Source organism: Pseudomonas fluorescens, assembly GCF_902497855.1.
Taxonomy (GTDB): domain Bacteria; phylum Pseudomonadota; class Gammaproteobacteria; order Pseudomonadales; family Pseudomonadaceae; genus Aquipseudomonas; species Aquipseudomonas fluorescens_BI.
The window spans coordinates 126,265-150,800 of the sequence record NZ_CABVHU010000004.1 but is presented as its reverse complement, the minus strand read 5'-3'; the positions used below and the strand labels follow the sequence as shown (position 1 = coordinate 150,800).

24 protein-coding genes are annotated in these 24,536 nt (G+C 60.5%); 11 read left to right on the top strand and 13 right to left on the bottom strand.

The window, feature by feature from the left end; translation table 11 throughout:
* Positions 1-50: 50 nt before the first annotated feature.
* The 6 genes from F8N96_RS10515 to F8N96_RS10490 all read right to left on the bottom strand — a co-directional run bounded on the left by F8N96_RS10515 (position 51) and on the right by F8N96_RS10490 (position 6,178).
* On the bottom strand, positions 51-1,085 hold the full coding sequence (locus tag F8N96_RS10515) for a branched-chain amino acid ABC transporter permease (protein ID WP_150797739.1): 1,035 nt from the start codon (positions 1,083-1,085) through the stop codon (positions 51-53).
* Positions 1,085-1,948 carry a branched-chain amino acid ABC transporter permease gene (locus F8N96_RS10510; RefSeq protein WP_150797738.1) on the bottom strand — a complete coding sequence of 288 codons (864 nt, stop codon included), beginning with the start codon at positions 1,946-1,948 and terminating at the stop codon, positions 1,085-1,087. Before F8N96_RS10510 ends, F8N96_RS10515 begins: the two co-directional genes overlap by 1 nt.
* 2 nt (positions 1,949-1,950) lie before the next feature.
* Positions 1,951-2,643, bottom strand: a complete 693-nt coding sequence (locus F8N96_RS10505) for an ABC transporter ATP-binding protein (RefSeq protein ID WP_150797930.1) — start codon at positions 2,641-2,643, stop codon at positions 1,951-1,953.
* A gap of 21 nt (positions 2,644-2,664) precedes the next feature.
* Positions 2,665-3,390 (bottom strand): ABC transporter ATP-binding protein, encoded by a 726-nt coding sequence (locus F8N96_RS10500; protein ID WP_150797737.1) that lies wholly within the window; start codon positions 3,388-3,390, stop codon positions 2,665-2,667.
* 25 nt (positions 3,391-3,415) lie between these two features.
* On the bottom strand, positions 3,416-4,726 hold the full coding sequence (locus F8N96_RS10495) for an ABC transporter substrate-binding protein (protein ID WP_150797736.1): 1,311 nt from the start codon (positions 4,724-4,726) through the stop codon (positions 3,416-3,418).
* A gap of 105 nt (positions 4,727-4,831) precedes the next feature.
* Complete coding sequence (locus F8N96_RS10490) at positions 4,832-6,178, bottom strand: outer membrane beta-barrel protein (RefSeq protein WP_150797735.1); 1,347 nt, start codon at positions 6,176-6,178, stop codon at positions 4,832-4,834.
* Between the two features lie 283 nt (positions 6,179-6,461).
* Between F8N96_RS10490 and F8N96_RS10485 the strand changes: the two genes are divergently transcribed.
* The 3 genes from F8N96_RS10485 to F8N96_RS10470 all read left to right on the top strand — a co-directional run bounded on the left by F8N96_RS10485 (position 6,462) and on the right by F8N96_RS10470 (position 8,260).
* The gene (locus F8N96_RS10485; protein ID WP_150797734.1) at positions 6,462-6,953 is read left to right on the top strand and encodes a GNAT family N-acetyltransferase; all 492 of its coding nucleotides are present in this window, start codon (positions 6,462-6,464) and stop codon (positions 6,951-6,953) included.
* Positions 6,954-7,486: 533 nt separating this feature from the next.
* Complete coding sequence (locus F8N96_RS10475; protein ID WP_150797732.1) at positions 7,487-7,816, top strand: hypothetical protein; 330 nt, start codon at positions 7,487-7,489, stop codon at positions 7,814-7,816.
* Between the two features lie 141 nt (positions 7,817-7,957).
* Positions 7,958-8,260 carry a hypothetical protein gene (locus F8N96_RS10470; RefSeq protein ID WP_150797731.1) on the top strand — a complete coding sequence of 101 codons (303 nt, stop codon included), beginning with the start codon at positions 7,958-7,960 and terminating at the stop codon, positions 8,258-8,260.
* Here the strand turns inward: F8N96_RS10470 and cynR are convergent.
* The gene (cynR, locus tag F8N96_RS10465) at positions 8,246-9,151 is read right to left on the bottom strand and encodes a transcriptional regulator CynR (RefSeq protein ID WP_150797730.1); all 906 of its coding nucleotides are present in this window, start codon (positions 9,149-9,151) and stop codon (positions 8,246-8,248) included. The two genes, F8N96_RS10470 and cynR, sit on opposite strands and share 15 nt — an antisense overlap.
* A gap of 123 nt (positions 9,152-9,274) precedes the next feature.
* On the opposite strand from cynR, the gene cynS reads away from it, so the two are divergent.
* Positions 9,275-9,742, top strand: coding sequence for a cyanase (cynS, locus tag F8N96_RS10460; protein WP_150797729.1), 468 nt, complete (start codon positions 9,275-9,277; stop codon positions 9,740-9,742).
* Between the two features lie 60 nt (positions 9,743-9,802).
* Positions 9,803-10,462 (top strand): carbonic anhydrase, encoded by a 660-nt coding sequence (locus tag F8N96_RS10455; protein WP_150764253.1) that lies wholly within the window; start codon positions 9,803-9,805, stop codon positions 10,460-10,462.
* 74 nt (positions 10,463-10,536) lie between these two features.
* Here the strand turns inward: F8N96_RS10455 and F8N96_RS10450 are convergent, their stop codons facing one another.
* Entirely contained in the window at positions 10,537-10,887 is a 351-nt protein-coding gene (locus F8N96_RS10450) for a BON domain-containing protein (protein ID WP_150764254.1), read from the bottom strand.
* Positions 10,888-10,946: 59 nt separating this feature from the next.
* Positions 10,947-12,449: an aldehyde dehydrogenase family protein gene (locus tag F8N96_RS10445; RefSeq protein WP_150797728.1), complete on the bottom strand. Its 1,503-nt coding sequence runs from the start codon at positions 12,447-12,449 to the stop codon at positions 10,947-10,949.
* A gap of 266 nt (positions 12,450-12,715) precedes the next feature.
* On the opposite strand from F8N96_RS10445, the gene F8N96_RS10440 reads away from it, so the two are divergent.
* The gene (locus F8N96_RS10440; protein WP_150797727.1) at positions 12,716-13,231 is read left to right on the top strand and encodes a DoxX family protein; all 516 of its coding nucleotides are present in this window, start codon (positions 12,716-12,718) and stop codon (positions 13,229-13,231) included.
* Between the two features lie 55 nt (positions 13,232-13,286).
* Positions 13,287-13,985, top strand: coding sequence for a dienelactone hydrolase family protein (locus tag F8N96_RS10435; protein ID WP_150797726.1), 699 nt, complete (start codon positions 13,287-13,289; stop codon positions 13,983-13,985).
* A gap of 562 nt (positions 13,986-14,547) precedes the next feature.
* Here F8N96_RS10435 and F8N96_RS10425 read toward each other — a convergent pair.
* Together F8N96_RS10425 and F8N96_RS10420 are read right to left on the bottom strand one after the other, a co-directional pair.
* Positions 14,548-15,525, bottom strand: coding sequence for a nitrilase-related carbon-nitrogen hydrolase (locus F8N96_RS10425; protein ID WP_150797725.1), 978 nt, complete (start codon positions 15,523-15,525; stop codon positions 14,548-14,550).
* Positions 15,526-15,764: 239 nt separating this feature from the next.
* Positions 15,765-16,697, bottom strand: coding sequence for a GlxA family transcriptional regulator (locus F8N96_RS10420; RefSeq protein ID WP_150797724.1), 933 nt, complete (start codon positions 16,695-16,697; stop codon positions 15,765-15,767).
* Positions 16,698-16,822: 125 nt separating this feature from the next.
* Here F8N96_RS10420 and F8N96_RS10415 point away from each other — a divergent pair, with 125 nt between their 5' ends.
* Entirely contained in the window at positions 16,823-20,311 is a 3,489-nt protein-coding gene (locus F8N96_RS10415; protein WP_150797723.1) for a hypothetical protein, read from the top strand.
* Here F8N96_RS10415 and F8N96_RS10410 read toward each other — a convergent pair.
* Positions 20,308-20,508: a YbdD/YjiX family protein gene (locus F8N96_RS10410; RefSeq protein WP_064677500.1), complete on the bottom strand. Its 201-nt coding sequence runs from the start codon at positions 20,506-20,508 to the stop codon at positions 20,308-20,310. The genes F8N96_RS10415 and F8N96_RS10410 overlap by 4 nt on opposite strands.
* A gap of 201 nt (positions 20,509-20,709) precedes the next feature.
* Here F8N96_RS10410 and F8N96_RS10405 point away from each other — a divergent pair, with 201 nt between their 5' ends.
* A complete protein-coding gene (locus F8N96_RS10405) occupies positions 20,710-21,195 on the top strand; it encodes an adenosine-specific kinase (protein WP_064677499.1) in 486 nt (161 codons plus the stop codon).
* A gap of 71 nt (positions 21,196-21,266) precedes the next feature.
* Here the strand turns inward: F8N96_RS10405 and F8N96_RS10400 are convergent, their stop codons facing one another.
* Positions 21,267-21,887, bottom strand: coding sequence for a cell wall hydrolase (locus F8N96_RS10400; protein WP_150797722.1), 621 nt, complete (start codon positions 21,885-21,887; stop codon positions 21,267-21,269).
* A gap of 141 nt (positions 21,888-22,028) precedes the next feature.
* Between F8N96_RS10400 and F8N96_RS10395 the strand changes: the two genes are divergently transcribed.
* Complete coding sequence (locus tag F8N96_RS10395; RefSeq protein ID WP_150797721.1) at positions 22,029-22,880, top strand: CAP domain-containing protein; 852 nt, start codon at positions 22,029-22,031, stop codon at positions 22,878-22,880.
* A 308-nt stretch (positions 22,881-23,188) separates the two neighbouring features.
* Positions 23,189-24,088 (top strand): bestrophin family protein, encoded by a 900-nt coding sequence (locus tag F8N96_RS10390; protein WP_150797720.1) that lies wholly within the window; start codon positions 23,189-23,191, stop codon positions 24,086-24,088.
* Positions 24,089-24,536 lie beyond the last annotated feature (448 nt).

The window sequence follows — 24,536 nt, the reverse complement described above, 5'->3', positions numbered from 1 at the left end:
TGTCAGCGACTTCTGTGTTCGTGAATTGCAAACAGTGTGGGTGGGCGCGTTTATGGGGTGGTGTGGACTGACAACCGCCGCTGCATCGGGAAAACCTGCCAGCCGAAACGCTCGCTGATCAGCCCCCACACCCCTTGCGGAGCCTTGAGCATCATCACCACCGCGACCACGCCGAGGATGATCATGTACACCGCGCCGAACTGTGCCAGGCAGCCGCGCAACAGGAAGTAGATCAGCGTGCCGATCAATGGCCCCTCCAGCGTGCCGATGCCGCCGATGATCACGATAAAGATCACCACTGCCGTCCAGTCCTGCAGGCTGAACGCGGCATCCGGGGAGATACGCAGTTTTTGCAGGAAGATCAGCGCGCCGACCACGCCCGTGCAACCGGCCGCCAGCACATACACCATCAACTTGGTGCGGAAGGTGTTGACCCCCAGGCTGCCGGACGCCGGTTCGGAGTCACGAATCGAAGCCAACGCCAGGCCCTGTCGCGAACGCAGGACAAAGAACACTACCGCCACGGTGGCAATGGCGATGGCCAATGCGGTGAAGTAAATGAGCATCTCGCGCTCGTCGCGGTCGTTGCCGATCTGCCGCACGATCGCCGCCGTCAGGCTCTGCCCGGAACCGCCGCCCAGGCTGCTCATCTGCGCCAGGCCCAGGCGAAAGACTTCGGCCACGACCCAGGTGCCAATCGCGAAGTAGGCACCGCGCAGTCGAAACACGATCAAGGCCGTGGGAATCGCCAACAACGCCACCAGCACGCCCGAGAGCAAAACCGCGAACAATGGCGGCACACCGAATTGACTGGCCAGCATGAACAACAGGTAACCGCCGAGACCGACGAACGCCTGCTGCCCCACCGAAACCATGCCGGCGTAACCGGCCAGCAGGTTCCACATCTGCGCCAGCGCCAGGTAATAGGCGAACTCCACCACCAGCCGCAGGCTTGAACGATCGGCCCAGAATGGCGCGCTGATCAACACCAACACACACAGGCCCAGCAATGACAGACCGACCAGGCTGCTGGTGGTCGTGCGTTGTACGCGATAGCCGAGCGCGGGATTATTCAGGGCATTCATCAGTCGACACTCCGAGGGAACAGGCCACGCGGGCGCACGACCAGGATCAGCAGGAACACAAGATGACCGGCGAGAATTTGCCAGCCAGGATCGATTTTTGCGCCCAACGCCTGGGCCACACCGAGGATCACCCCGCCGGCCAGGGTGCCCCACAGGCTGCCCAACCCGCCGATGATCACGGCCTCGAATCCGTACAACAGACGCGCCGGCCCCACCGTCGGGTCGAAGCTGGTGCGAATCGCCAGGAACACCCCGGCAATCGACACCACGGCCATCGCCAGTGCCATGGCCAGGCCGAAGATATGCGCGTTGTCGACGCCCATCAGCCGTGCGGTTTGCTGGTCATCGGAGGTGGCGCGAAACGCCCGGCCCACTGCGGTTTTGTAGAACAGCAACTGCAGACCGCCGATGATCAGCAACGCACTGCAAAACACAATCAGCGGCATGACGCCGACGCTCAAGCTGCCGAAGCCGACACTGGCGACTTCGAGGTCGCCCTGGGACAGCTTCTGGCTGTCGGCGCTGAAAAATTCCAGCAGTACGTTTTGCACGATGATCGACAGGCCAAAGGTCACCAGCAGGGGCGGCAGGATGTCCTGGCCCAGTGTTCTGTTGAGCAACAGCCGCTGCAGCAGATAGCCGAAACAGAACATCAGCGGCACCACGATCAGCAGGCTTGCCAGCGGGCTGAAGCCCAGATGGTTGACCACCATCAGCGCCAGGTAAGAGGCCAGCACGATGAAGTCGCCATGGGCGATATTGACCAGGCGCATGATGCCGAACATCAGCGACAGCCCCACCGCAAACATCGCGTAGAGGCCACCCAGCAACATGCCTTGAAGCAAAGTATTGAGCCATTCCATCACTAGATCCCGAAGTACGCGGCTTTGATTTGCGCTTTGTCCGCGTCCCCGGGCCGGCCAGTCAGGGACACGCGCCCTTCCTGGAAGCAATAGAAACGGTCGCAGACACTCAGCGCCTGATTGATGTCCTGCTCGACGAGAATCACCGTGGTGCCGTCAGCCTTGATCGAAGGCAGCGCAGCGTAGATGTCCTTGATCGTCGTCGGCGCCAGGCCCAGGCTGATCTCGTCGCACAACAGCAGTTGCGGGTTGGCCATCAAGCCCCGGCCAATCGCGACCATTTGCTGCTGGCCACCGGACAGTGCGGTGCCGGGGCGCTTGCGCAGTTTTTCCAGCACCGGAAACAGCTGGTAGATCCGCGCCAGCGTCCAGGAACCCGGGCGCTTGCTGTAGGCGCCGATCAGCAGGTTTTCCTCGACACTCAACGAGGGAAACAGCTTCCTGCCTTCCGGCACCAGGGCGATGCCTCGCTCCAGCACCTGATTCGCCGCCAGATCGCCAATGGCCTGGCCCTTGAAGGTGATGGCGCCGGGCTGGTTCCTGATCAGCCCCGCCAGAGAGCGCAGGAACGTCGATTTGCCCGCACCGTTGGAACCGATGATCGCCACGGTTTCGCCCGCCTCGAGGGTCAGGCTGATATCGAACAGCGCTTGAAAGTCACCGTAGCCGGCACAGAGCTTTTCGATCGATAACAGGTTTTCATTCGTCGACATGCTTCAGCTCCCGATGCCCATGTAGATGTCCTGGACCCGAGGATCGGCCATCACGCTGCGCGGCTCCCCTTCGGCCAATTTGGCGCCGAAGTTGATCACCGTCAGGCGGCTGACCACCGCCAGCAAGGCATGCACGATGTGTTCGATCCAGATGATGGCGACGCCGGCCTTGTGAATGCCCTGAATGGTTTCCACCAGCGCCAGGCACTCCGGTTCGGTCAGGCCACCGGCGATTTCATCCAGCAACAACAGCCGCGGTTGGGTCGACAACGCGCGGGCCATTTCCAGGCGCTTGCGGTCGAGCAGTGTCAGCGAGCCGGCCAGCACATTGGCCTTGTGCATCAGGCCCGTCAGCTCCAGGGTCTGCGCGCACCACTGATTGGCCTCCTTGTCGCGCAATCGCGCACCGAATGTAGCGCCGACCAGCAAATTCTCGAACACGGTCATTTTCACGAACGGATGCGGAATCTGGTGGGAGCGGCCAATGCCTTGCTGGCACCGCTTGAACACCGGTTCGCGAGTGACGTTGCGGCCTTCGAAATGGATCGTGCCGCTGTCGGCCGCCACGCCCCCGGCAATCAGGTTGAACAGCGTGCTTTTACCCGCGCCGTTGGGACCGATGATGCCCAGGGCTTCGCCCGGTTGCAGGGTCAGGCTCATCGCGTCCGTGACCTTCACCGCTCCGTAGCTTTTGTGCACATCGTTCATTTGCAGAAGTGGCTGTTGCATGGTGCACCCGTGTCTTTTCCAGCGATCAATAGGTAATGGCCTGCATCTCGCCACCCAACGGAATCGCCGGGGCGGTGGCATTGCTGGTCACGACCAGGTCGTATTTATTGTCATTGCCCAGGCGCCATTGGCCGCTGACCAACGGTGTCTTGGCGACGTTCTTCACCGGTCCGTTGTTCCAGTTGATCGGCCCGACCACAGTGTTGAGGTCGGTCTTGAGCAAGGCGTCGCGGACTGCGTGCGGGTTGCCGATTTCTTCGGTGCGCTTGAGGATGTCCACCGCCAGTTCGAACAGGGCGTGCACGAAACCCAGCGGTTGCGTCCACTGCTTGCCGGTGGCCTGGGTGAAACCCTGGGCCAGTTGCCCGGCGCTGGCACCGGTCAATGACGAACTGAACGGGTGCGTCGGGCTCCACCAGATTTCGGTCGACAGGTTGTTGCCGGCCTTGCCCAATGCCTCGACCGCGGTGGGAAACAGCAACGCCTTGCCGACCGACACCGCTTTGGGCTTGAAACCCTGCTGGCGAGCCTGGGTCCAGAAGGTGCTGAGGTCCGGTGGAATGACCACACCGGTGACGATCTCGACCTCAGCCTTCTTGAACGTGGCGATCTGTGCCGAGAAGTCGTCGGTCAGGCTTTGAAAGCGACCGGGGTCGACCAGTTGGAAACCCTTTTGCGCCAACACCGGAGGAAAGCCGAGTTTCGAATCGCCCCAGGCATTGCCGTCGCCATCGTTGGGGAACAGACCGCCGACCACTTTGTTGGACGGCATGGCGCCCCACATGGCGCTGTAAGTGCCGATCACATCCTCCAGGCCCCAGAAGAAGTGATAGGTCCATTCGAACCCCTGGTCCGGCTTGCCACCGCGGGTAAAGAACCACGGCTGCCACGGCGCAACCGTGGAAATGCACGGAATCTCGTTGATTTCGCATTGGTCGGAAACCGGGTTGGTGGTTTCCGGCGTCGACGACACCAGCATCAGGTCGACCTGATCAGACAGGATCAGCGCGCTCGCCACTTCCGCCGCGCGGTTGGGGTTGGACTGGCTGTCCTTGACGATGACTTCCAGTCGATAGGCCTTGCCGCCCACGTTGATCGTGTTCTTCAACACCTGCTTGAGCGATTCGATGATGTAATTGTCGGCCGCCGCAAACGGTGCCAAGGGACCGGTCTGCGGGCTGACGTAACCGAGTTTGATCACCCGCTCACTGCCCAGGGCAAAGTTGAACGGCACACTGGCCAGCGCCACGCCACCGGCAGCCACGCCGGTGCTACGCAGGAAATCACGGCGCGAGAAGTCGCGGCCAAACAGGTTTTTATCGTTGTTGTCGGTCATGTAGTACTCCAGGGCGGCTGCAGGTCGGCAAAGTCCGGACGAACACATTCGCAGCGCGGCGGCCGGGCCATCACGCAGGGTCAGGGGTAAACGAAAAGAGTCGGTTTAGAAGAAGAAGCTGACGTCGAATGATGCGACCAGTTGCGAGTCCTTTTGCCCGTCGGCGTAGGCATCGCGACCGGGCCCCGAATGGATGTCGTAACGCAATTCCGGTCGCAGGCGAACGTTGGGTGTCGGCGTCCAGGCCAGGTTGGTGGTCACGCCGTAGAAACTGCCCCAGGTTGGATCGGGTATCCCGGTGTGCGGGTCGATATTGGCCATCAACACGTGCACGGGCGCATCGGTGTAGAACCACTCGGCGCGGCTGTTCCACATCAGATTTTCGCTGATTCGGTGATACCAGTTGATGTCCGTCCCGTACCAGGTGGCATCGTTTTTATTGGCAAACCCGGCGAAAGCCCCCTGTTCCTGCTTGCCGTAGTTCAACTCCAGGGCCACGCGGTTGTTCGGGTCGAGCACCTGCGACAGGGTCAGGTAAGAGGCCACGCGCTTGTAATCGTCATCCTTGGTGCCGGCCGGCAATGGCGAGCCGCAACTGCAGTCAGCGAAGCTGTCACCGGCGCCGTTGCCATAGATGTTTTCCCAATCGATCCAGGTCGTGAAATCCGCCGAGCGCCAGCGCACGTTGGCGATGATGTCTGGATCATGGTTGGGGTCCTGCAGGTTGTTCCATCCCTGCACCACGCCCAGTTCGAAACCCAGCATGCTTTCCCCGGGCGCCGAGGGCAGCTTGAACGAGTACAGCGCACCGGCGTGCTTGGCCGGGCCGTGCATGAAGGAATAGGTGTGCGAGTAGAAGTCGCTCGGCGCCGGGGACGGCAAGGCGAAGCCGATTTCGTTTTCCAGCGGCGTGTGGAAAATCCCGATCATCAGGTTCGAACCGCCGAGCACCGGAAAGTAGAAGTCGACATAGGCCTGTGCAATGGTGAACGCTTCGTCTTCGGCCTTGTTGTCGCGATTGACACTCCAGTCCTCGTCCCAGCCGTAGGTCTTGAAGAAGCGCGCATCCTTGCCGTACAGCGCCGTGACGTTGAAGCCCCAGTCAGCCTCTTGCGGCATGGGGCCGGGAAACGGTCCGACACGACCGATCACATTGCCCTTGGGTTTCTTTTCCACGGCCAAGGCGAACTGGTTGAGGTTCACGCCTTCGTCGGAGGTGAAGAAGCTTTGTTTGCTGACGTCATCCGTGCCGTTGTTGTTGTAGCTCACACCCACCTGGCCCCAGCCGTAGACCTTGATGCCATGTTCACGCTCTAGGCTATCGCCGAAAACCCCACGTACCAGTGAGCCCATCGGGTCGTCTGCGGCCCAAGCCATTGCGGGAAATAATATGCCGGCACCCAAAACGGGGGCGAACAGGGTTGCTGCACATGCCCATGCACGAATACTCATACCTGCCTTCCTTATTGTTATCAGGAGCCAACCCCCAAGGGGGAAAAGTCCGAAAGCAAGGTATGACGTGAAGGTGTCTGACTTGATGAGCCCTGGCCTGGGCTCCACTCGATCCTCAGCAGATCGCAGTGTTCGGCGTATTGAAGGCTACAAGCCCGTCACTACGCCAACAATTCCATTCTCGGCGACTTCAGTGTTTGCGTATTCAGAACAATCCGGCACGAAAACCCTTCGCTCAGAATGGTCTAGTGTTCCCGTAGCCCACCATCAGGAGCCAGCCCCCATGCCATCTATAGAACTGCACGCCGCCCAGCGCGACGACCTGGAGACGATAGAAAACCTGATGCAGTTCTACCTGTATGACGTCAGCGAGTGGCTGCCGTTGAAACTCGGTGGGCATGGCTTCTTCAATTTCCAGCCGCTGCTGGATTACTGGCGCAACCCCGCGACCAGGCCTTTCCTGATCAAGGTCGACGACGAGCTGGCCGGTTTCGTAACTGTGGATGACGTCGTCCATCTACCGGGCGCCCACTTCAACATCGGCTACCTTTTCGTCAGTCGACGTTTTCGTGGCCAAGGCGTCGCGAGGTTTGTCGTTTCCACCCTCTTGAACCGATTCCCCGGTCAATGGCAGATTTTCCACATCGATGCGAACCAGCCGGCGCGGTTGTTCTGGGCGATCGTGATGCCCCAATTCACCGGTGGCGAGTTCACCCTGCATCAAAGACCGGTGGACGGTTACCCCTGTACCTTTTACCGCTTCCAGCGCACGTAGCCGTTACCCTGAATGGCGCTTTTCCTGCCGCCTGGCTAATTCCAAACAGCTTTGTCCGACAATATGTAGTGAGCAAAAATAATCACTACAAAACCGTTGACGCCTCCGCTTTGCCCTTGCATGATGCAGATGTCTCCCCGATCGGGAGTACAGGCAACACGTTTGAGCAAGCTCGTCTGACCGCCGAGCTGTTTTTCCCGGATGCACGCTGCCCACAAGGCAGATTGAAGAAGCTGACCTGGCCTGAACGTCCAGTACAAGGGCGAGAAGCGCTGGCGATCAATCCTCATGAAGCTTGTGGCCGACCCTGAAAATGTCGGCAGTGGCCTGAAGGTTTTCGCTGCTTCTCTTCGTTGTGACGCAATTGCGTAGCAGTTATTCAACACGACTACATGCAACAGACGCGGACCCCGTCATTTTTGTCGGTCGACCGCTGACGTCCTGGTTTCGGTGCCAGGGATCAACTAACCGATGGGCTACCTGTATTAGCGAATCAACTTTGAAAGATCACCAAATGGTCAAGGGGCTTTATTATGAATCTGAACAATCAACCCACCATCGATGAACTGGCTCGCATGTTCGCGGCGCAAAAAGACAGCCACGACAGCCATATCCTGTGGATCAGCAAGTCGGGCCAGGTGCATATCGACTGCCTGTCGCCGCATGCCCATGAAGCCGAGTTCGACCGGAACAACCAGAACCTGCTTGCCCGACTGAAGATGTACCGTCGCGGCCAGGGTTATGTCGGCAAGAAAGCCGCGGCGGACAAGGACTTCATCGGTAATGTCCTGCAAACGCTGAAACAGGCGTGGGCCTCGATGCAGAACCAGAACGAAGTTCGGGTGATTGACCGGTTCTACTGAATCCTCCCTGGGGTTTTATTCCACCCCGTTAATGAAAAAGGCCTCGCTCGTCAAATCGAGCGGGGCCTTTTTGTTTGTCTCGGGCACAGCAAAACAAAGCTATCGTTAACCCTATGCGCTGTTGGTCCCTGGAGACTTGCGATGAAAAGTACCCTGACATTCCTGGTGTTGCTGGTCATGACCCATCTTGCCCAGGCCAACAGCGTCCCTGGCATTCCCTCATTCGATGTGGACTGCCCCGGTACGATTGTCGTCCACGCCGATCAGGACGGCCCCGTATTGATCAACGAGAAGGAAGCCACCACCAAAGCCATCGACGATCGTCGCTTCGAAGCCAAGGGTTCGGGCGTCACGATTTATATCGTCCTCGCCGATGACGACTCCGTGACCGTGTCCTCGACCGGCAAGGCACCCAACGGCGTGTGCCAGTCAGTGGATGATTGAACTCGCCGACTCCTCCGCAACCGCAGCCAACACCAGCTCCATAAAGGCCACCGACGCCGCACTGTGATAATTGTTTTTGCGCCGAAGCAGCGCAGCACCTCGCCTGGGCGCCTCCCCCAGCAGCGCAATTTTGCGCAACGCACGGTCCTGGGTGGCAATGGGTTCCGGCAGGATGGTGGCAATGGCCGTGTGCCGGATCACTTCGAGCAAGGTGCTCACCGAGTTGACCTCGATCACCACCTTCGGTGTGATCTGCTCCAGGGCGAAGTACTCATCGATGCGATTACGGGTGACGAAGTCGGTGGTCAGCAGCGCAAACTCCAACCGCGCCAACTCGTCGGCAGACAACGCCGCCTGACTTTCGTACAGGGGATGATCGCGTCCCACCATCACCCCCAGGGTTTCGGTAAACGCCGGGATCGCCTCGATGTCGGTATGCCTGACCTGGGTAAACGCGATGGCGATATCCAGTGAGTCATCCACCAGACCGGCTTCGATATCGTCCATCGACAACTCGAAAATCTGCAGATGGATATTCGGATACCGCGCCGCGTAGTCGCGCACCAACGGCCCCACCAGGTACGCCATGAAGGTCGGCGTCATCGCCAGTCGCAAGGTGCCACGGGATAAATCCTTCACATCGTGCAGCGCACGTTTGCCAGCCTCCAGCTCCACCAATACCCGACGTGCGCACTCGATGTAGGCCTGGCCCGCATCGGTCGGTTTGACCGTGCGCGAAGTCCGGTCGAACAGGCTCACGCCCAGGGTTTCTTCCAGTTGCCGGATCTGTTGCGACAGGGTCGGTTGGGAGACGTGCAGCGCCTCGGCGGCGCGGGTGAAGCCGCCGTGGTCGGCGACCGCCAGCAAATAGCGCAGATGTCGCAGCAGCATGGGCAGTCCTATCTATAGGCAGTACTTATGCATTGCATTGTATATCGGTCTTGGACGCTATGGATCAATCAGCCGAATATTGCTCCACACCCAAGCAACACAACGCCGACAGGAGAACTCCCCATGCAACAGTCCCACGCTTACAACGACCCGAGTCTGGCCCTGACTACCTCGATCCTTGATGCCAAGGCGCGCAAAAATCTGTCGTGGCAGGACTTGGCAGAGGGTACCGGCCTCGGCCTGGCCTACGTCACCGCCGCCCTGCTCGGCCAGCACCCACTGCCGCAAAGCGCCGCCCAAGTGATCGGCGACAAACTCGACCTGGATGCCGACGCCGTGGCCCGCCTGCAGATCATTCCCCTGCGCGGCAGCCTCGCGGGGATCCCGACCGATCCGACCATCTACCGCTTCCACGAAATGATCCAGATCTACGGCACCACCTTGAAAGCCCTGGTCCACGAGCAATTCGGCGACGGCATCATCAGTGCGATCAACTTCAAGCTCGACATGAAAAAGGTCGAGGACCCGGAAGGCGGCTCACGCGCGGTGATAACCCTCGACGGCAAGTTCTTGCCGCTGCGTCCTTTCTAAGTGGATACCGGCCCGCACCCATGTGCGGGCTGACCCCGAGCCACACAGGAGAACATCAGTATGAAAGCGCTCATCGAAGGTTTTTTAAAGTTCCAGAACGAGGTCTTTCCACAACGGACCGACCTGTTCAAACACCTGGCCACCACCCAGCATCCGGGCACCTTGTTCATCACCTGTTCCGACAGCCGTGTCGTGCCGGAACTGCTGACCCAACAAGAGCCCGGCGAACTGTTCGTCATCCGCAACGCCGGCAACATCGTGCCCTCCTACAGCCCGCATCCAGGCGGTGTATCGGCCACGGTCGAATATGCGGTCGCCGTGCTCGGCGTGACTGACATTGTGATCTGCGGCCACTCCGACTGCGGTGCCATGACCGCCGTTGCCCAGTGCACCTGCATGGATCACCTGCCGGCCGTCAGCGGTTGGTTGCAACACGCCGAGTCGGCAAAAGTCATCAACGAATCCCGCTCTCACGCCAATGGCGCGGCGAAGGTGAGTTCCATGGTGCGGGAAAATGTGATTGCCCAACTGGCCAATATCCAGACGCATCCCAGCGTACGGCTGGCCCAGGAAAAAGGCCTGCTGAATTTGCATGGCTGGGTCTATGACATCGAAACCGGTTCGATCGATGCCCTGGATGGCAGCAGCCGCACGTTCGTGTCGCTGGCCGAGCACCCGACCCTCTGTGCGGTTTATGGCAAAGCGGCTGAAGTAGCTTGAACGAATGCGGTCCGGGAAACGAACCAGGCAGCGTCCCGGCTCAGGGGAGCGCTGCACTCAGGCAATCGCGGCAATCATTTGTCGTCCATCTTCCTTGACGTGGGTGCCCGATACTCGGTGCTCTCTTCGCCGTCGGGCGCACCTGGGACACTTCCCGGTGTGAACACGTGCGTCTGCAAGCCGCTGGCATCGATGTCGACGACACCATTGACCGAACGGGCCAGCGCAACAGCCTGCTCGCACTCTCTATGGGTGTCGACGAGGCCACTCAACAGCACCTTGCCCGCCAGGGTCTTGACATGGATATGCAGGCCCAGGCCTGGTTTGGCCATCGCCAGCGCCGATTTCACCCGGGTGGTAATCCACGCGTCGTGCGCGACCATTTCCAGGTTATGAGAGTAATGCTCAAAGGAATGACGTTTCATGGTGCAACCCTCCGCCACACGAACATACCTTCATTATAGTGCGGCCGCCCGTTGCCGATTCAGCGTTTGACCGACAGATCGGTCTGCGTCATGCGACTGCGAATGGTGAATACCCCATCACCGGAGAGAATGGCGCTGCGCGCGAACAGGCGACCGCTCTCCCAGTTCGAAAGACCCAGCTCCGGTTTGTTCAGCGCGTACTGCCCGTCGACCCAGCGGGTAATGCCGTTGCCGACAAAAGGCGCGTTGACCGCGTTGTAGAAGCGCTCCTGTGCCTGGGCATCGTCACTGATCAACGACACGGTGAACTGCGGGCTGTAGCGGTTGAACAAGGCGATGGACTGGTCCAGGTCCTCGACGATCTTGAGGCTGACTTCCGGGGTTTCTTCCCATTCCCACTCGCGGCCCAGCTGATCTTCGGGCAGCGGTTCGGCCAAGGGTTCGGATTGATAACCTTCGGCGCGATACACCTCGACGCTCGCGGTCAGCCAGTCTTTCGGCAAATACGCCTCGCTGCCCTCGACGATGTGCAGCTTGCAGCCCTGGCCCCGTGCGGCACCGGCCTGCTGCAGCGCTTCGAGAAACAGCGGCACCAGCTCAGTGGCGCGGTCGCGGTGGATCAGGCAAACGTTCAGGGTGTTGCAGACCTTGCGGTCCAGGGAATTGCGCACCACAGCGGCAAAGCGCCCGGCATCGGCGTCCTGGTTCGCGATCAACCAGGCGCCGCCGGTACCGTGGAGACTGACGGCCGTGCCGGCCTGTTGCGCGATGCTGCCCAACTGGCTGACCGCCCGACCCGAACCACGGGCCACGGCCAGCGACAGGCGTCGATCGGCGAACATCGCCCAACCGGCGGCGTGATTGACGCTTTCCACCAGCGACACGGCGCCGGTCGGCAGCCCGGCGTCGGCCAGTGCCGGATTCAGCGCGTGGGCGACGATCGCCTGGGCGGTGCCCAATGCATCGCTGCCAATGCGCAGTACCGCGGTGTTGCCTGTGCGCAACACGCCCGCCGCGTCGGCGAAGACGTTTGGACGGCCTTCGAAGACAAAGGCGACGATGCCCAGGGGCGACACCACTTGCTCGACTTTCCAGCCGTCATGCTCGACACAGCTGATCACTTTGCCCCGGGTGGCCGCCGCATCGCGCCAGGCCCTGAGGCCGGCGATCATGTCGCGGCGCATGCGCTCATCGGCCAGCAGGCGCGTGGTGGAACGTCCGCGTGCCTTGGCGCGTTCGATGTCCGCCAGGTTGGCGGCTTCGATCAAGGCCCAGCAATCCTGGGTTTCCAGGCGTTGGGCGAACAGATCGAAGAACGCGCTGATCGCCTGATCCGACACCGCGGACAGCGCCTTGAATGCCGCTTGCGCCCGTTCGATCGCGACAGTCGCCGCTTGCTGGTCGGCCACCGGAATCAGCAACAATTCACCGCTGAGCTGCTCCACCAGCAAGTGGTCACCGGGCTGGAAGCGCGCTGCCAGTTCGGGGCTGACCACCGTGACACGGTTACCGGCGAAAGGGATCGGGGTGCCAGCAACCAGACGTTCGAGCGCAAGAGACATGAATCGGTTACACCATGAAATGGGCGGTTGGAAAATGTATAGCAAAATCCATAGAGCGTCATTATCGATGCCTTGAAACCTGCTCCACATTTTTTGATTTGCGTTTCCTGTGTATCAGTCTGTGTACAGCCCCCTTGCCGACACACCACGCCCCTATAACCCGCCGCAAAAGACACACCGCAGACACACCTGCCTGATGAAATATGCCCTTCGATCGGCCACGCCGGCCATTGCTTCACCTCCCTGACTGAATGGAGATTACGTCCATGAGCACCTCACTCACTTCGGCCGTCAAAGGCCTGCACCTGAACCTCGATCGTGCCGGTAGCTGGATTGCGCCCCTGACCTTGCGGGTGTTCCTCGCCTGGGAGTTCTTCGAATCCGGCCTGGAAAAATTCAATGGCCAGAACTGGTTCGCCGATATCCAGGACCGCTTCCCGTTTCCGTTCAATTACGTGTCCGCCACATTGAACTGGGAACTGTCGATGTGGGCCGAACTGATTTGCGCCCTCGCCCTGTTGATCGGCCTGGGAACGCGGGTCTCGGCCTTCATCCTGATCGTGGTGACCCTTGTCGCGACCGCCGCCGTTCACTGGCCGGCCGATTGGTCTACATTGAGTGAGCTTGCCCAGGGTTACGCCATCAGCGACAAGGGGCACGGCAACTTCAAGCTGCCGCTGATCTACCTGGCGGCCTTTATGCCGCTGTTGCTCTCGGGCGCCGGCAAGCTCAGCGTCGATGCACTGCTGGCTCGATTCTTCTGGCGTCACAACTCTCGTTGAAATGTTACCGTGGCAAGCTTCACTTCCCACTTCACTTGTGTAGACAGGAGCCATCATGAGCGTGACCACCCAATGGATCGAGATCGACAGCGCCGACGGTAAATTCGGCGCTTACCTGGCCATCCCGCATACCCGCAAGGGTCCGGGGATCGTGCTGATCCAGGAGATCTTCGGCGTGAATGAACACATTCGCTCGGTCGCCGAGCAATACGCTGCCGACGGCTACCTGGTCATCGCACCGGACCTGTTCTGGCGCAGCGGCCAGCGCATCGAACTGACCTACGACGAAGCCGGCTGGAAACGCGCCGTCGAGTTGATGAACGCCACCGACGTCGGCAAGGCCCAGGAAGACATCGGACTGGCCATCGACGCATTGAAAGCCCAGCCGGGCCTGGACGGCGGGATCGCTTCCATCGGCTACTGCTTTGGCGGCCTGCTGTCCTACCACACCGCCGCGAACGGGCTGGTGGACGTGGCCGTGGCCTATTATGGCGGCGGCATCCAGAACCAACTGGAGCGCGCCGATGAGATCGAAGTGCCGCTGCTGATGCATTTCGGTGAAGAGGACAGCCACATTCCGCTGGACGCCGTGGAGAAAATTGCCGAACGTTTCGAGAACAACGATAACGTGGAAATCGTCGTGTACCCGGAGGCCGAACATGGCTTCAACTGCTCCCATCGTGACAGCTACAACCAGCGGGCGGCGGCTGAGGCCCATGGCAATACGTTGATCTTTTTGGGTCAGGAATTGTAAGTCCGGTCGCGATATTCGTGTACGCCGCGATTCCTGTGGGAGCGGGCTTGCTCGCGAAGGCGGACTGACAGTCAGCATCGATGTCGACCGACACGGCCTCTTCGCTGGCAAGCCAGCTCCTACAGGGGATCTCTGCCGGCCACAGGATTTGTGTGCGCCCCCGATGCCCTGTAGGAGCCGGCTTGCCGGCGAAGGCGGCATGACAGCCGGCATCGATGTCGACTGACACGGCCTCTTCGCTGGCAAGCCAGCTCCTACAGGGGATCTCTGCCGGCCACAGGATTTGTGTGCGCCCCCGATGCCCTGTAGGAGCCGGCTTGCCGGCGAAGGCGGCGTGACAGTCGGCATCGATGTCGACCGACACGGCCTCTTCGCTGGCAAGCCAGCTCCTACAGGGGATCTCTGCCGGCCACAGGATTTGTGTGCGCCCCCGATGCCCTGTAGGAGCCGGCTTGCCGGCGAAGGCGGCGTGACAGTCGACATCGATGTCGGATGCCAGTCCGCTTTCGCTGGCAGACCACCCACAGGGGCCGGGTACATCCGCAGTATCAGGCTGCCTTCATCAGCCAGCGCACATCTCTTCCAATTGTCGATTGGCAGCCAGCTGCGGATGCGCACTGCGCTCATGCACGTGCGCCGTCGGCGTACGGTCTATCAGCAGGCTCAACAGCTCGGGCCGGCTGTAATGCCCACGGGAATCCATCATCCGTTTGCGCTTGTCGATCAGCCCCATGTCGAGATCGACAATCACCTCGCCCTCACCTTCGGTCAGCGACCCCAGCACCACCCCATCCGGGCTGATGATGGCGCTGAAGCAACCACCGGAAATCGGACCGAGGGGACACCCCGTGTCGGCCATGATCTGCGCCTGTTGCTCAGGGTTCAGCCAGGCCGTGGAGTTGACCACGAAACATGCCGACTCCAGCGCATGCTGACGGATGTTGACTTCCATTTGCGAAGTGAACAGCTCCCCTGCAAACGACCCTGGATACATCGCCGCATGGATCTGTTCGCCATCGGCCATCAAGGCGTAGCGGGCCAGCGGATTGTAATGTTCCCAGCACGCCAGTTGGCCGATGCGCCCCACAGCGCTGTCGGTGGCGCGCAAACCCGAGCCGTCGCCCATGCCCCAGATCATGCGTTCATGATGAGTCGGAGAAATCTTGCGCCGATGCTGGATCAACGTGCCGTCGGCATCGAACAGCAACTGCGCGTTGTACAGGGTGCCGCCATCACGTTCGTTGACCCCGATGGACACCACCATGCCGGCCTGTCTGGCGGCGGCACCGATGGCTTCGGTGGCGGCCGAAGGAACAGTGACGGCCTGATCCAGCAGTTTGAGGTGCTCGGCACCCATCTGGAACGGTGACTGCACGAACGAGAAGTACGGGTAATAAGGCACGATGGTTTCCGGGAACACGGCGAACTGCACGCCCTGATCACCGAGTTCGAGAATCTTCTGCACTACTTTGTCGACGGTGCCTTCACGGCTGTAAAGAACAGGACTGATTTGTACGGCGGCGGCTTTTACGAGGGTCATGACGGTGATCTCATTGAGGAAGTGGACTCCAACGAGATTAAAATTACGCTAATAATATTCCGACTGAAATGTCATATACACCACCTTTCAGGACACCGTCCCCCCTGTAGGAGCTGGCTTGCCAGCGAAAGCGGTGGGTCAGTCAATGAAGATGTTGAATGATATGCCGCCTTCGCTGGCAAGCCAGCTCCTACAGGGGCTTGCTCCTCGCCACAGGAATCCCGCTGTACTGACGGTGATCATCCGCGATTGGCCCGCTGAATCACCTGCGGTGGCTGCCCGAACGCCCGGATAAACGCCCGACGCATCCGCTCCCGATCGCCAAACCCGGTATCGGTCGCCACCACGTCGATAGGGTGCCGACCGGTTTCCATCATCAACCGCGCCGCTTCCACCCGCAGGTTTTCGATGGCCTTGGCCGGCGATTGCCCGGTTTCGGCATGGAATACGCGACTGAACTGCCGAGGGCTGAGATTGGCCGCACTTGCCAGTTCCTCGACCGATAACGCCGACTTCAGGTTCTGCTTGGCATAGGTCAACGCAGCCTGGATGCGATCGGTCTTGGGCTCCAGTTCCAGCATCACCGAAAACTGCGACTGCCCACCCGCCCGTCGGTGGTACACCACCAGTTGCCGCGCCACCCGCCGGGCAATTTCCGCGCCCAGGTCCTTTTCCACCAGGGCCAGCGCCAGATCGACACAGGCGCTCATCCCCGCGGCAGTCCAGAGATTACCGTCGTTGATGAAGATCCGGTCCTCTTCGACCTTCACCTCGGGGTACGCCTTCTGCAGCGCCGGGGCATGACACCAGTGCGTGGTCGCGCGCCGGCCATCGAGCAAACCCGCCTCGGCCAGCGGGATCGCACCGGTGCAGATCGACCCCAGGCGCCGGGTGGTCCGGCTGGCACTGCGCAAGAATTCCACCATGCCAGGAGAAACCGGACGGATCAGGTTATCGCCCATCACCAGCAGCGTATCGAACGAGCGCTGGTCGAACGCCGTGGTTTCCACGCCAAACCCGGCGGAGGTCTGCACCGTGCCGCCGTGTTCGGACAGCAAGGAAATGCGGTAGACCGGTTCATCGGTGGCGGTATTGGCCAACTCGAAGGTGGCGCACATGGCCAGACCGAGCACCTGAAATCCGGGGTAGACGATGAGTCCGATGTGGAGCATGGCGTTGTCTCGTTTGGCTGTAAATGTTGCAAGACCTACTTTCAGGCCATCAACTTTGCACTGTACGCGCCAATCAGGTCTATACCTAACTGTTAACAGTTGCCCGAAAACACGAGGCACAGGCCATGGACAGCAATGGTTCTGGCACTAATCTGGCCTTCTGGCTGCCAGGCAGTGCGGTTATCCTCAGTCTGGTGGTGTCGATGTTCGCCCTCAACCGCGAACCCTTCCTTGAGCCGCGCCCCATCGGCGCCCAGTTCCAGGCACAACTGCCCATCGAAGCGCGGCTGTGGCAAGACCCGTTCGATGCGGTCGAGCGTTATCGCAAGAAACTCGCGGACAGCAAGAACCCGGATGCCGAGATCGTCTGCAGCCCCGGCATATCACCGTTGGCCGGAGCAAAACCGGCCCCCGACATCATGGTGGCGCTGGTCGAAGGCGGCCCTTACGCCGATGAAGTCGAACGGCGCCGGCGCATGCGTTACGCCCTGCTGGCGGGGTTCAAGAACTCTCACCGGGTACCGGATCAGGAACAGTACATCCATTGCTTGCGACTCGCCGCCAGCCTGTCGCCTGAGGTCCCGCCCAAATCCGGTTACGTCGACGTGCCCTATGAAATATTCGTTTCCAATCCATTCGATCCGCCAACGGCACTCGAAGGTGCGCCACCGCCTCCTGACCGAACGATCGTGTTCTGGTTGAAACAGGACGCGCTCGGTTCAACGCCGCTGCAGCAACTGGAGCAACTGCGCCAGACCCTGACCAGCAAAATCAGTACAGCCTGCACGCCTGATCAATGTTCCGAACCACCCGCCAACGCCGTCCTGAAGGTCATCGGCCCTTCTACCTCGACCGTCCTGCGCGACATGTACCAGGACCAGGACGTCGGCAAGGCCACGTCCACCGTGGAAATCTACTCACCGCTGGCCACGGCCGATAACGATACCCTGGAGCGCGGTTACCGGAAACTGTCGCCAGCGCTGGAAAACCGGGTCCCCATGAAGTTGCTGCGCACCGTCAGCGACGACGGCACCATGACGCAGCTGATGCTCGAGGAACTGAAGTTGCGCCGTGTCGATCCGGCCACCGGTTTGCGTTGTAGCCAAGGCACGCTGCAGCGGATCGGCTCGCCCTGTACCCGCGACCTTCGCCGCAGTGGCAATCGCATTGCCTTGATTGCCGAATGGGACAGTTTCTACAGCCGCGCCCTGATCGAAAGCTTCAAGACGCAGGTCACCAATGATGCGCGCCTGGGCAGTGACGAAAACAACCACAGGGACGTGGTCGATCAGTGGATTCTGCGCTTCAGCTATTTGCGTGGCCTGGACGGACGCCTGCCGGAGGAGTCCGCGAGCAATGATAAAAGCGCCGGTGCTGGTCCTGGTAAAAATAAAGACGCCACGCAAATCGATCTCAGCCCCCTGGAAAAATCCGACGGCAACTCCCAGCTCGATTACTTGCGGCGGCTCGCCGACCACATTGCCCGCGAGGACGAAGCCTACCGACGCAACGGCGAAAGCGGCATCGGCGCGATCGGTGTGCTGGGGGTCGACGCCTACGACAAGCTGTTGGTGCTGCAGGCGCTCAAGAGCCGGATGCCGTACAAACTGTACTTTTCCACCGACCTTGATGCCCGCATGCTGCAACGGGGCCAGGCGCAAACCACGCGCAACCTGATACTCGCCGCGCCTTATGGCCTGACCCTGACCCGCGCCTTGCAACAGGACGTGCCGCCGTTTCGCGACAGCCTGCAAAGTGCGGTGTTCATCTCGGTGCTGGCCGCACTGGCACCGCAACCCTTCGATGCCAAACGCGCGAAATTCGACTATTCGAAATCGGAGCTGCTGTCGCCGGGCATCTATGAAGTGGGCATCAGCGGCTTCATTGCCCTGGCCAGTCGGCTCACCGCATCGCGTCCGGCAACCTGTGAAGCTCCGACACAATCGCAGTCCGATCGAGGCGTCCGGCCCCACGACCTGATGGCCCTGCGGTGCCTGCAGGACCGATCGCCACCGCCCTACCCCGAGCCCGGCCAATCGATTCGCGATCGATTCAAGCAGTCCCAGTCATTCTTCTGGGCCGGGCCGCTGACGCTCACCCTGCTGTTACTCGGCGGGTTTATCGTCTGGTGGCGGATCGAGGGCCCGCACGCTAATCACGATGCGCGGCTGGCCTGGGTCCGCGGTGTGCCGATCACGCTGTTCATGGTGGCGGCGACCTGCGCCTTTATCGCTACACGGTTCTGGCACGCGGAGTTCCTCTGGTTCACCTTCGTGCTGATCCTGCTGGGTATCGTTTCGTCAAACCTGACCCGGCGCTCGGCCAGGCAACTGGCGTTGGCCAAGGCATCGACGACTACCGCAGACACTGGCTTGTACAACGCCCGGGCCTGGTACATCGTGGTCCCCCTGGTCATGTTCATCCTGGCCCTGATGCTGGCGTACCAGATGCGCAGCACCTTGACCGACAACGGGCTCGGCGAGCCGATGTTCCTGTTTGAAGGCATCAGTGCCTGGCCCACCATGGCCCTGCGACTGCTGGCGGTATTGATCTCCCTCTCGGCGCTGGCATGGGGCTGGCGCAACCTGCGCATCAACCGGGCCGAGATCGAAGCCGCGTACCATTTGCGCCTGCACATGCGCCAATACGAGATGACCTTGTGGGGCCAGGTTCGAGGCTTGATTCGCCGAGGCAAAAACTGGAAGTGTCGGCGCTGGAGCAACGAGCTGGGACATTTCCTCATGCTGATTTTCTTCCCGCTGCTGAACGCGAGCGAGGAATGGTCAAAGTCCTGCGCACCGGCACAAGCCGCGTGCACGGATGGGCGCAAGACGATCGTCGTCGCCCGCTTCTGGGGGGAGCACTGCGTCTGTGGTTCCTTCGGTGCGCGGATGCTGCGGGCCATGCTCGCCACCTGGGTTTATGTAGTGGTCACCAGCGTGCTGTTTGTCGTCTGGCCCATGCAGGGCATGCCCGTGCGGGGTGACTCGATGGCGTGGATGATGAGCTGGCTGATTCCCACCCTGGTGTTCCAGCTCCTGGTGTTCTGGGTGGTGGACGCCAATCTGCTGCTGACGCGATTCATCCGCCATCTCAGCGAGCATCATGCGATCTGGCCCGGCTCCCTGCAGCTGCAGCACAAGAAAACCTTTGGCCTGCTCAAGCATCCGTGCATCGACGAATGGGTGGATTTGCAACTGATCGCCAAGCGCACCTCAGCTGTCAGCCGCCTCATCTATGCGCCGACGGTGGTCCTGTTGATCCTGTTCGCCTCGCGCAGCAGCCTGTTCGATAACTGGCCGACACCGCCAAGCCTGATCTTTTCATACCTGCTGACGGCGCTGATTCTGCTGGTCTCCGCGCTGTCGCTGCGCCGTGCAGCGGAAAAGTCCCGTACGCTGGCCTTGCAACGGCTCGACACCTACCTGCTGGAAACACCCGAAACGACGCCTGGCTACGCCAAGTTCAAGATGATCCGCGAGCGGGTGGCGACGCTCGCTACCGGCTCGTTCTCACGCTACTCCGAAGATCCGCTGATCAGGGCGCTGCTGCTGTCGCTGACCGGGATCGGTGGTTCGGCCATCGTCGATGCCTTGAACTACGCGAAGTTCTAGCAGCAGCGGGTATTGCATTTGCCACGGCCGAAGCGGGCTTCCTGACGCTCGCGGAAAAACGCCGGGTAGGTCATGACCGGCTCGCCGGGATGATTGATCGCCATTTGCGCGACGTAGTTGTCGTAATCGGGAACCCCGACCATCAAACGCGCACTCTGGCTAAACAGCCTGGCGACCTGCTGCAGTCTGCGGTACATGGCAAATCTCTCTATGCAGTGTTGGGACGCCCCCATGTAACCGCAGTTTTGTATCTGCAATGTGTCAGCCCACGGGGCCTTTGTATGTTCACGTATCCACAGCCGTGACACCTGATCCCCAGTACGATAGCGGGCTGTGAATAGCTATGCTTGATGTGTAGCCGACAGCCTGCAGCAACACCGTGAAAGGAGGCGTTTGACATGCAACTCATCACCGTGAACATCGACAAACCCGAAGCGACGAACTTCATTTTCGGTCAGACGCACTTCATCAAGTCCGTCGAAGACATCCACGAAGCGCTGGTCAATACCGTGCCCGGCATCCAGTTTGGCGTGGCGTTCTGCGAAGCCTCCGGCCAATGCCTGGTGCGCTGGTCCGGCACCGATCCGGCCATGATCGAACTGGCCCAAAAGAATGCACTGGCCATCGCCGCGGGCCACAGTTTCATCATTTTTCTCGGGGACGGGTTCTATCCGCTGAACGTCTTGAACACGCTCAAGATGGTGCCGGAGGTGTGCCGGATTTTTTGCGCTACGGCCAATCCGACCGAAGTGATACTCGCCGAGACGGACCAGGGACGCGCGATTCTGGGCGTCGTCGATGGGTTCTGTGCCAAGGGCATTGAAAGCGAAGACGACATCCTGGGGCGCAAAAACCTGTTGCGGCAAATTGGCTACAAATTCTGAGTGACAGTGCGGGCATCTCGTCAACAACAAGACCCGCGCGGCAATGGCAATGCCCGGCTAAAAGCGTGGCGCTACTTCGCCGACTTTCCATGGGGCTTGTAAAACCGGAACAAGCCGATATCCGCCGTCCTGATGTACTCCCTGGCCCAACCCGGCTTCACCGTGCGGTCATGGAAATACAGCGCGCCGCGGGTACGATCAGGCAGTTGCTTGTTCAGCGCCTTGCGCGCGATTTCCTTGGCGAGGGCGTAAGGCACCTCTTCCTGGACCGAATCGGGGCGCCCGTCACACCACCACGAGAACTGGCAGCTCTTGGTTTCGGAGCCTTGCTTGACCACACCGCACACCGTATCCGGAAAGCCCTCATGGCCCAGTCGATTCATGACGACATTGGCGACCGCTTTCATGTCGGCGGAATTCTTGCCTTTGGCTTCCCAATAAATGGAACGGGCCAGGCAGGTGATCGCATCGTCCAGCGGCGCGGCACCGGCGGGGTCCACGGCCTGGACTTCTGACTGGGTGATGGCTTCGGCTTTGGGCGCCGGCGCGGGACCGCTGTTCTCTGCGGCTTTTTGCTCAAGCACCTCGGCCTTGCTCTCGGCCGCTTGTATTTTTTTCTGTTGATCAGCGGCGATGGCGGGACCGGCAAGCAGCATCATGGCAAAGCAGGTGGCTATCCAATGGGGGCGCATGATCGAAATGACTCGGTGGGCAGTATCGCTTCAGTGTAGTAGTGAAATGATGGCAATCACGCCACGGAATCTGAAAAATCCGTTGCCTTCAAGGGGGCAACTTCGCGCATTATGGCCGCAGTCCGTTCAAGGAGGATTGCCATGCGTTTCATTTCATCCGTCAGCTGTATTGCCACGTTAACACTGGGGCTGTTGTGCGCCGTGAATGCGCTGGCGGCCGACGAGAAACAGCTGATCGACTCGATCAACACCTACCGCAGCCAGTCGCAGCCATGCGCGGGTCAGGCTTCACCGGAGTTGCCGCCGCTGGCGGGCGATCCACGGCTGGCGCTGTCCGCCACCAGCATCGGCAATCTGCAGCAGGCGTTGGCAACGGCGGGGTATCCGATGGTCAATGTGCAGGCGATCAGCCTGTCCGGTCCCCGTGACGCACAGTCCGCCATGACGGCGATTCGCGAGAGTTTCTGTCAGGTGGTGCTGGACCCGCAATTCGTCGACATCGGTGTCAGCCGCCAGGACCGTGAATGGCGCATCGTGCTCGCCCGTCCGCTGTTGAGCGGGCGCCTCGGCGATTGGCAGGCGGAGGGCCAGAAGTTGCTGGCCGAAATCAATGTCGCCCGCAGCGGGGCACGCCAGTGCGGTACGCAATCCTTTGCCGCCACCACGCCACTGGCCTGGAACGCCACGCTGGCCACGGCGGCCGAGACTCACTCGCGCTCGATGGCTAACAACAACTACTTCGATCACAAGGACCGCGATGGCCGCACGCCGGGGGATCGGGCTGAACTGGCGGGCTACAGCGGCCAGCAGATCGGCGAGAACATCGCCGCCGGGCAGGACACCGTGCGCAGGGTGGTGGATGGCTGGGTGTCCAGCCCTGGTCACTGCGCGAATTTGATGAACCCCGGGTTCCAGGAGTTGGGCGCGGCGTATGCGGTTGATCCGAAGAGTGATTCGGGGATCTACTGGACGGCGATGTTTGGTACGCCATAATTCCCCGGATATTCAAGCCCCTACAGCTATCAGTGGGAGCGAGCTTGCTCCGGGCGGCGTTCCGACGATGGACTCAAGAGCGGCGCGTTCATCCAGACAGCACGCGTCATCGTTGTCGTCCATCGCGAGCAAGCTCGCTCCTACAAGGGGCCGGGCCAGCCTCACAACGCGTGCCAGTCATAGACTCTGTCGATCAACCGGTCATAACCAATGATTGGACGCCCTGCCACGTTGCATTTAGCCTGCGCAAACCCGTCCGTGAACAGCGCAGTCCCCATCCAGGCGGACGCCTGCGCAGGTAGACCAGCATGATCGTCAGACCCAAACCCAACCTGATCAACATCCTCAGTGCGCTCAAGGGCTCGATCGCCAAGCGGATTGCCTTGCGCAGCCTGATGGTCACGTTGCTGGCCTGCGTCATCGTGCTCGTCGAAACCCTGCACCCCAGCTACTTTGCCAAGGTCAACGCCACGCCTTTCACCTTGCTGGGCTTGTCCCTGTCGATTTTCATGAGCTTTCGCAACAACGCCTGCTATGACCGCTGGTATGAAGCGCGAAAAGCCTGGGGCGAAATGATCGTCGGGATCCGCTCGATGATTCGTGAAACCCAGGTCATCAAGAACGCGAACGAGCGGCAGATTATCCTGCGTAACCTGTGCGGTTTCGCCCATGCGCTCAACGCCAGACTGCGTTCGGAAAAGGAACTGGATGCCGCGTGTGACTGGCTTGAACCCATGCCCACGGGCAACGTCCCCGATCTCAGCGGTCGCATCCTGATCGAAGTCGGCCAGCAGTGTTCGGCACTGGGCGAGTCGGGGGCGATCAGTGAGTGGCGCTATACGTTGATGGCCAACCACCTGACCGACCTGACCCGGTCCCAGGCAGTCTGTGAACGAATCAAACACACGCCCCTGCCCTTTGCCTACAACCTGTTGCTGCACAGAACCACCTACCTCTTCTGCGTTTTGCTGCCCTTTGCCATGGCCGAACCGCTGGGCTGGCTCGCGCCGGTGTTCACCGCGATCGTCAGCTACACCTTCTTCGGCCTGGATGCGATCGGCGATGAGCTGGAGGACCCGTTCGGCCGCGACGAAAACGACCTGCCCACCGATGCCATGGTGCGCACCATCGAACGGGAAGTGCTGGCGGCGCTGGGCGCGACGCAACTTCCCCCGGTCCTGGAGCCGGTGGATTATGTGTTGCGCTGAGGTCGCGCCTTAAAACAGGACGGTTGGGTTGCGCAGACGTGCACTCGCCGCCCCGCCATCAATGTGATCGATCATTCAAATCATGAAGCCGAATTTTTCATTTGGCCTTGGGCTGTGCAAGATGTCGCCCATTCGAATAGTCAGGACAAAAAAACTTCATGAATCTCAATTTTGCCTTTGCCTGCATGATCGTGGTCTCGTTTGCCATTGCATTGGGTCACAGCTGATGGGCAGCGCCAACTGAACAGGCTGCGTTAAACCGCTTGCAGAAACCCGTCAGCGATGCGTCGAGCGGGCCGTTCGTCTCATCGGGTTGCACTGTCAATATTTCGCAACCTTACTGCTAGGGTGGCACGGCGGTATCAGGATTTCGGCGCCCCTGTACAGACAGCCGTGCACAGCAACGTGGGGGTTCGATTTTCTGTGCATCGGGGAAGATCGGCACGGC

Coding starts and splice junctions, on each gene's coding strand:
- F8N96_RS10515 (WP_150797739.1), bottom strand. CDS start 1,085: ATGAATGCCCTGAATAATCCCGCGCTCGGCTATCGCGTACAACGCACG.
- F8N96_RS10510 (WP_150797738.1), bottom strand. CDS start 1,948: ATGGAATGGCTCAATACTTTGCTTCAAGGCATGTTGCTGGGTGGCCTC.
- F8N96_RS10500 (WP_150797737.1), bottom strand. CDS start 3,390: ATGCAACAGCCACTTCTGCAAATGAACGATGTGCACAAAAGCTACGGA.
- F8N96_RS10495 (WP_150797736.1), bottom strand. CDS start 4,726: ATGACCGACAACAACGATAAAAACCTGTTTGGCCGCGACTTCTCGCGC.
- F8N96_RS10490 (WP_150797735.1), bottom strand. CDS start 6,178: ATGAGTATTCGTGCATGGGCATGTGCAGCAACCCTGTTCGCCCCCGTT.
- F8N96_RS10485 (WP_150797734.1), top strand. CDS start 6,462: ATGCCATCTATAGAACTGCACGCCGCCCAGCGCGACGACCTGGAGACG.
- F8N96_RS10475 (WP_150797732.1), top strand. CDS start 7,487: ATGAATCTGAACAATCAACCCACCATCGATGAACTGGCTCGCATGTTC.
- F8N96_RS10470 (WP_150797731.1), top strand. CDS start 7,958: ATGAAAAGTACCCTGACATTCCTGGTGTTGCTGGTCATGACCCATCTT.
- cynR (WP_150797730.1), bottom strand. CDS start 9,151: ATGCTGCTGCGACATCTGCGCTATTTGCTGGCGGTCGCCGACCACGGC.
- cynS (WP_150797729.1), top strand. CDS start 9,275: ATGCAACAGTCCCACGCTTACAACGACCCGAGTCTGGCCCTGACTACC.
- F8N96_RS10455 (WP_150764253.1), top strand. CDS start 9,803: ATGAAAGCGCTCATCGAAGGTTTTTTAAAGTTCCAGAACGAGGTCTTT.
- F8N96_RS10450 (WP_150764254.1), bottom strand. CDS start 10,887: ATGAAACGTCATTCCTTTGAGCATTACTCTCATAACCTGGAAATGGTC.
- F8N96_RS10445 (WP_150797728.1), bottom strand. CDS start 12,449: ATGTCTCTTGCGCTCGAACGTCTGGTTGCTGGCACCCCGATCCCTTTC.
- F8N96_RS10440 (WP_150797727.1), top strand. CDS start 12,716: ATGAGCACCTCACTCACTTCGGCCGTCAAAGGCCTGCACCTGAACCTC.
- F8N96_RS10435 (WP_150797726.1), top strand. CDS start 13,287: ATGAGCGTGACCACCCAATGGATCGAGATCGACAGCGCCGACGGTAAA.
- F8N96_RS10425 (WP_150797725.1), bottom strand. CDS start 15,525: ATGACCCTCGTAAAAGCCGCCGCCGTACAAATCAGTCCTGTTCTTTAC.
- F8N96_RS10420 (WP_150797724.1), bottom strand. CDS start 16,697: ATGCTCCACATCGGACTCATCGTCTACCCCGGATTTCAGGTGCTCGGT.
- F8N96_RS10415 (WP_150797723.1), top strand. CDS start 16,823: ATGGACAGCAATGGTTCTGGCACTAATCTGGCCTTCTGGCTGCCAGGC.
- F8N96_RS10410 (WP_064677500.1), bottom strand. CDS start 20,508: ATGTACCGCAGACTGCAGCAGGTCGCCAGGCTGTTTAGCCAGAGTGCG.
- F8N96_RS10405 (WP_064677499.1), top strand. CDS start 20,710: ATGCAACTCATCACCGTGAACATCGACAAACCCGAAGCGACGAACTTC.
- F8N96_RS10400 (WP_150797722.1), bottom strand. CDS start 21,887: ATGCGCCCCCATTGGATAGCCACCTGCTTTGCCATGATGCTGCTTGCC.
- F8N96_RS10395 (WP_150797721.1), top strand. CDS start 22,029: ATGCGTTTCATTTCATCCGTCAGCTGTATTGCCACGTTAACACTGGGG.
- F8N96_RS10390 (WP_150797720.1), top strand. CDS start 23,189: ATGATCGTCAGACCCAAACCCAACCTGATCAACATCCTCAGTGCGCTC.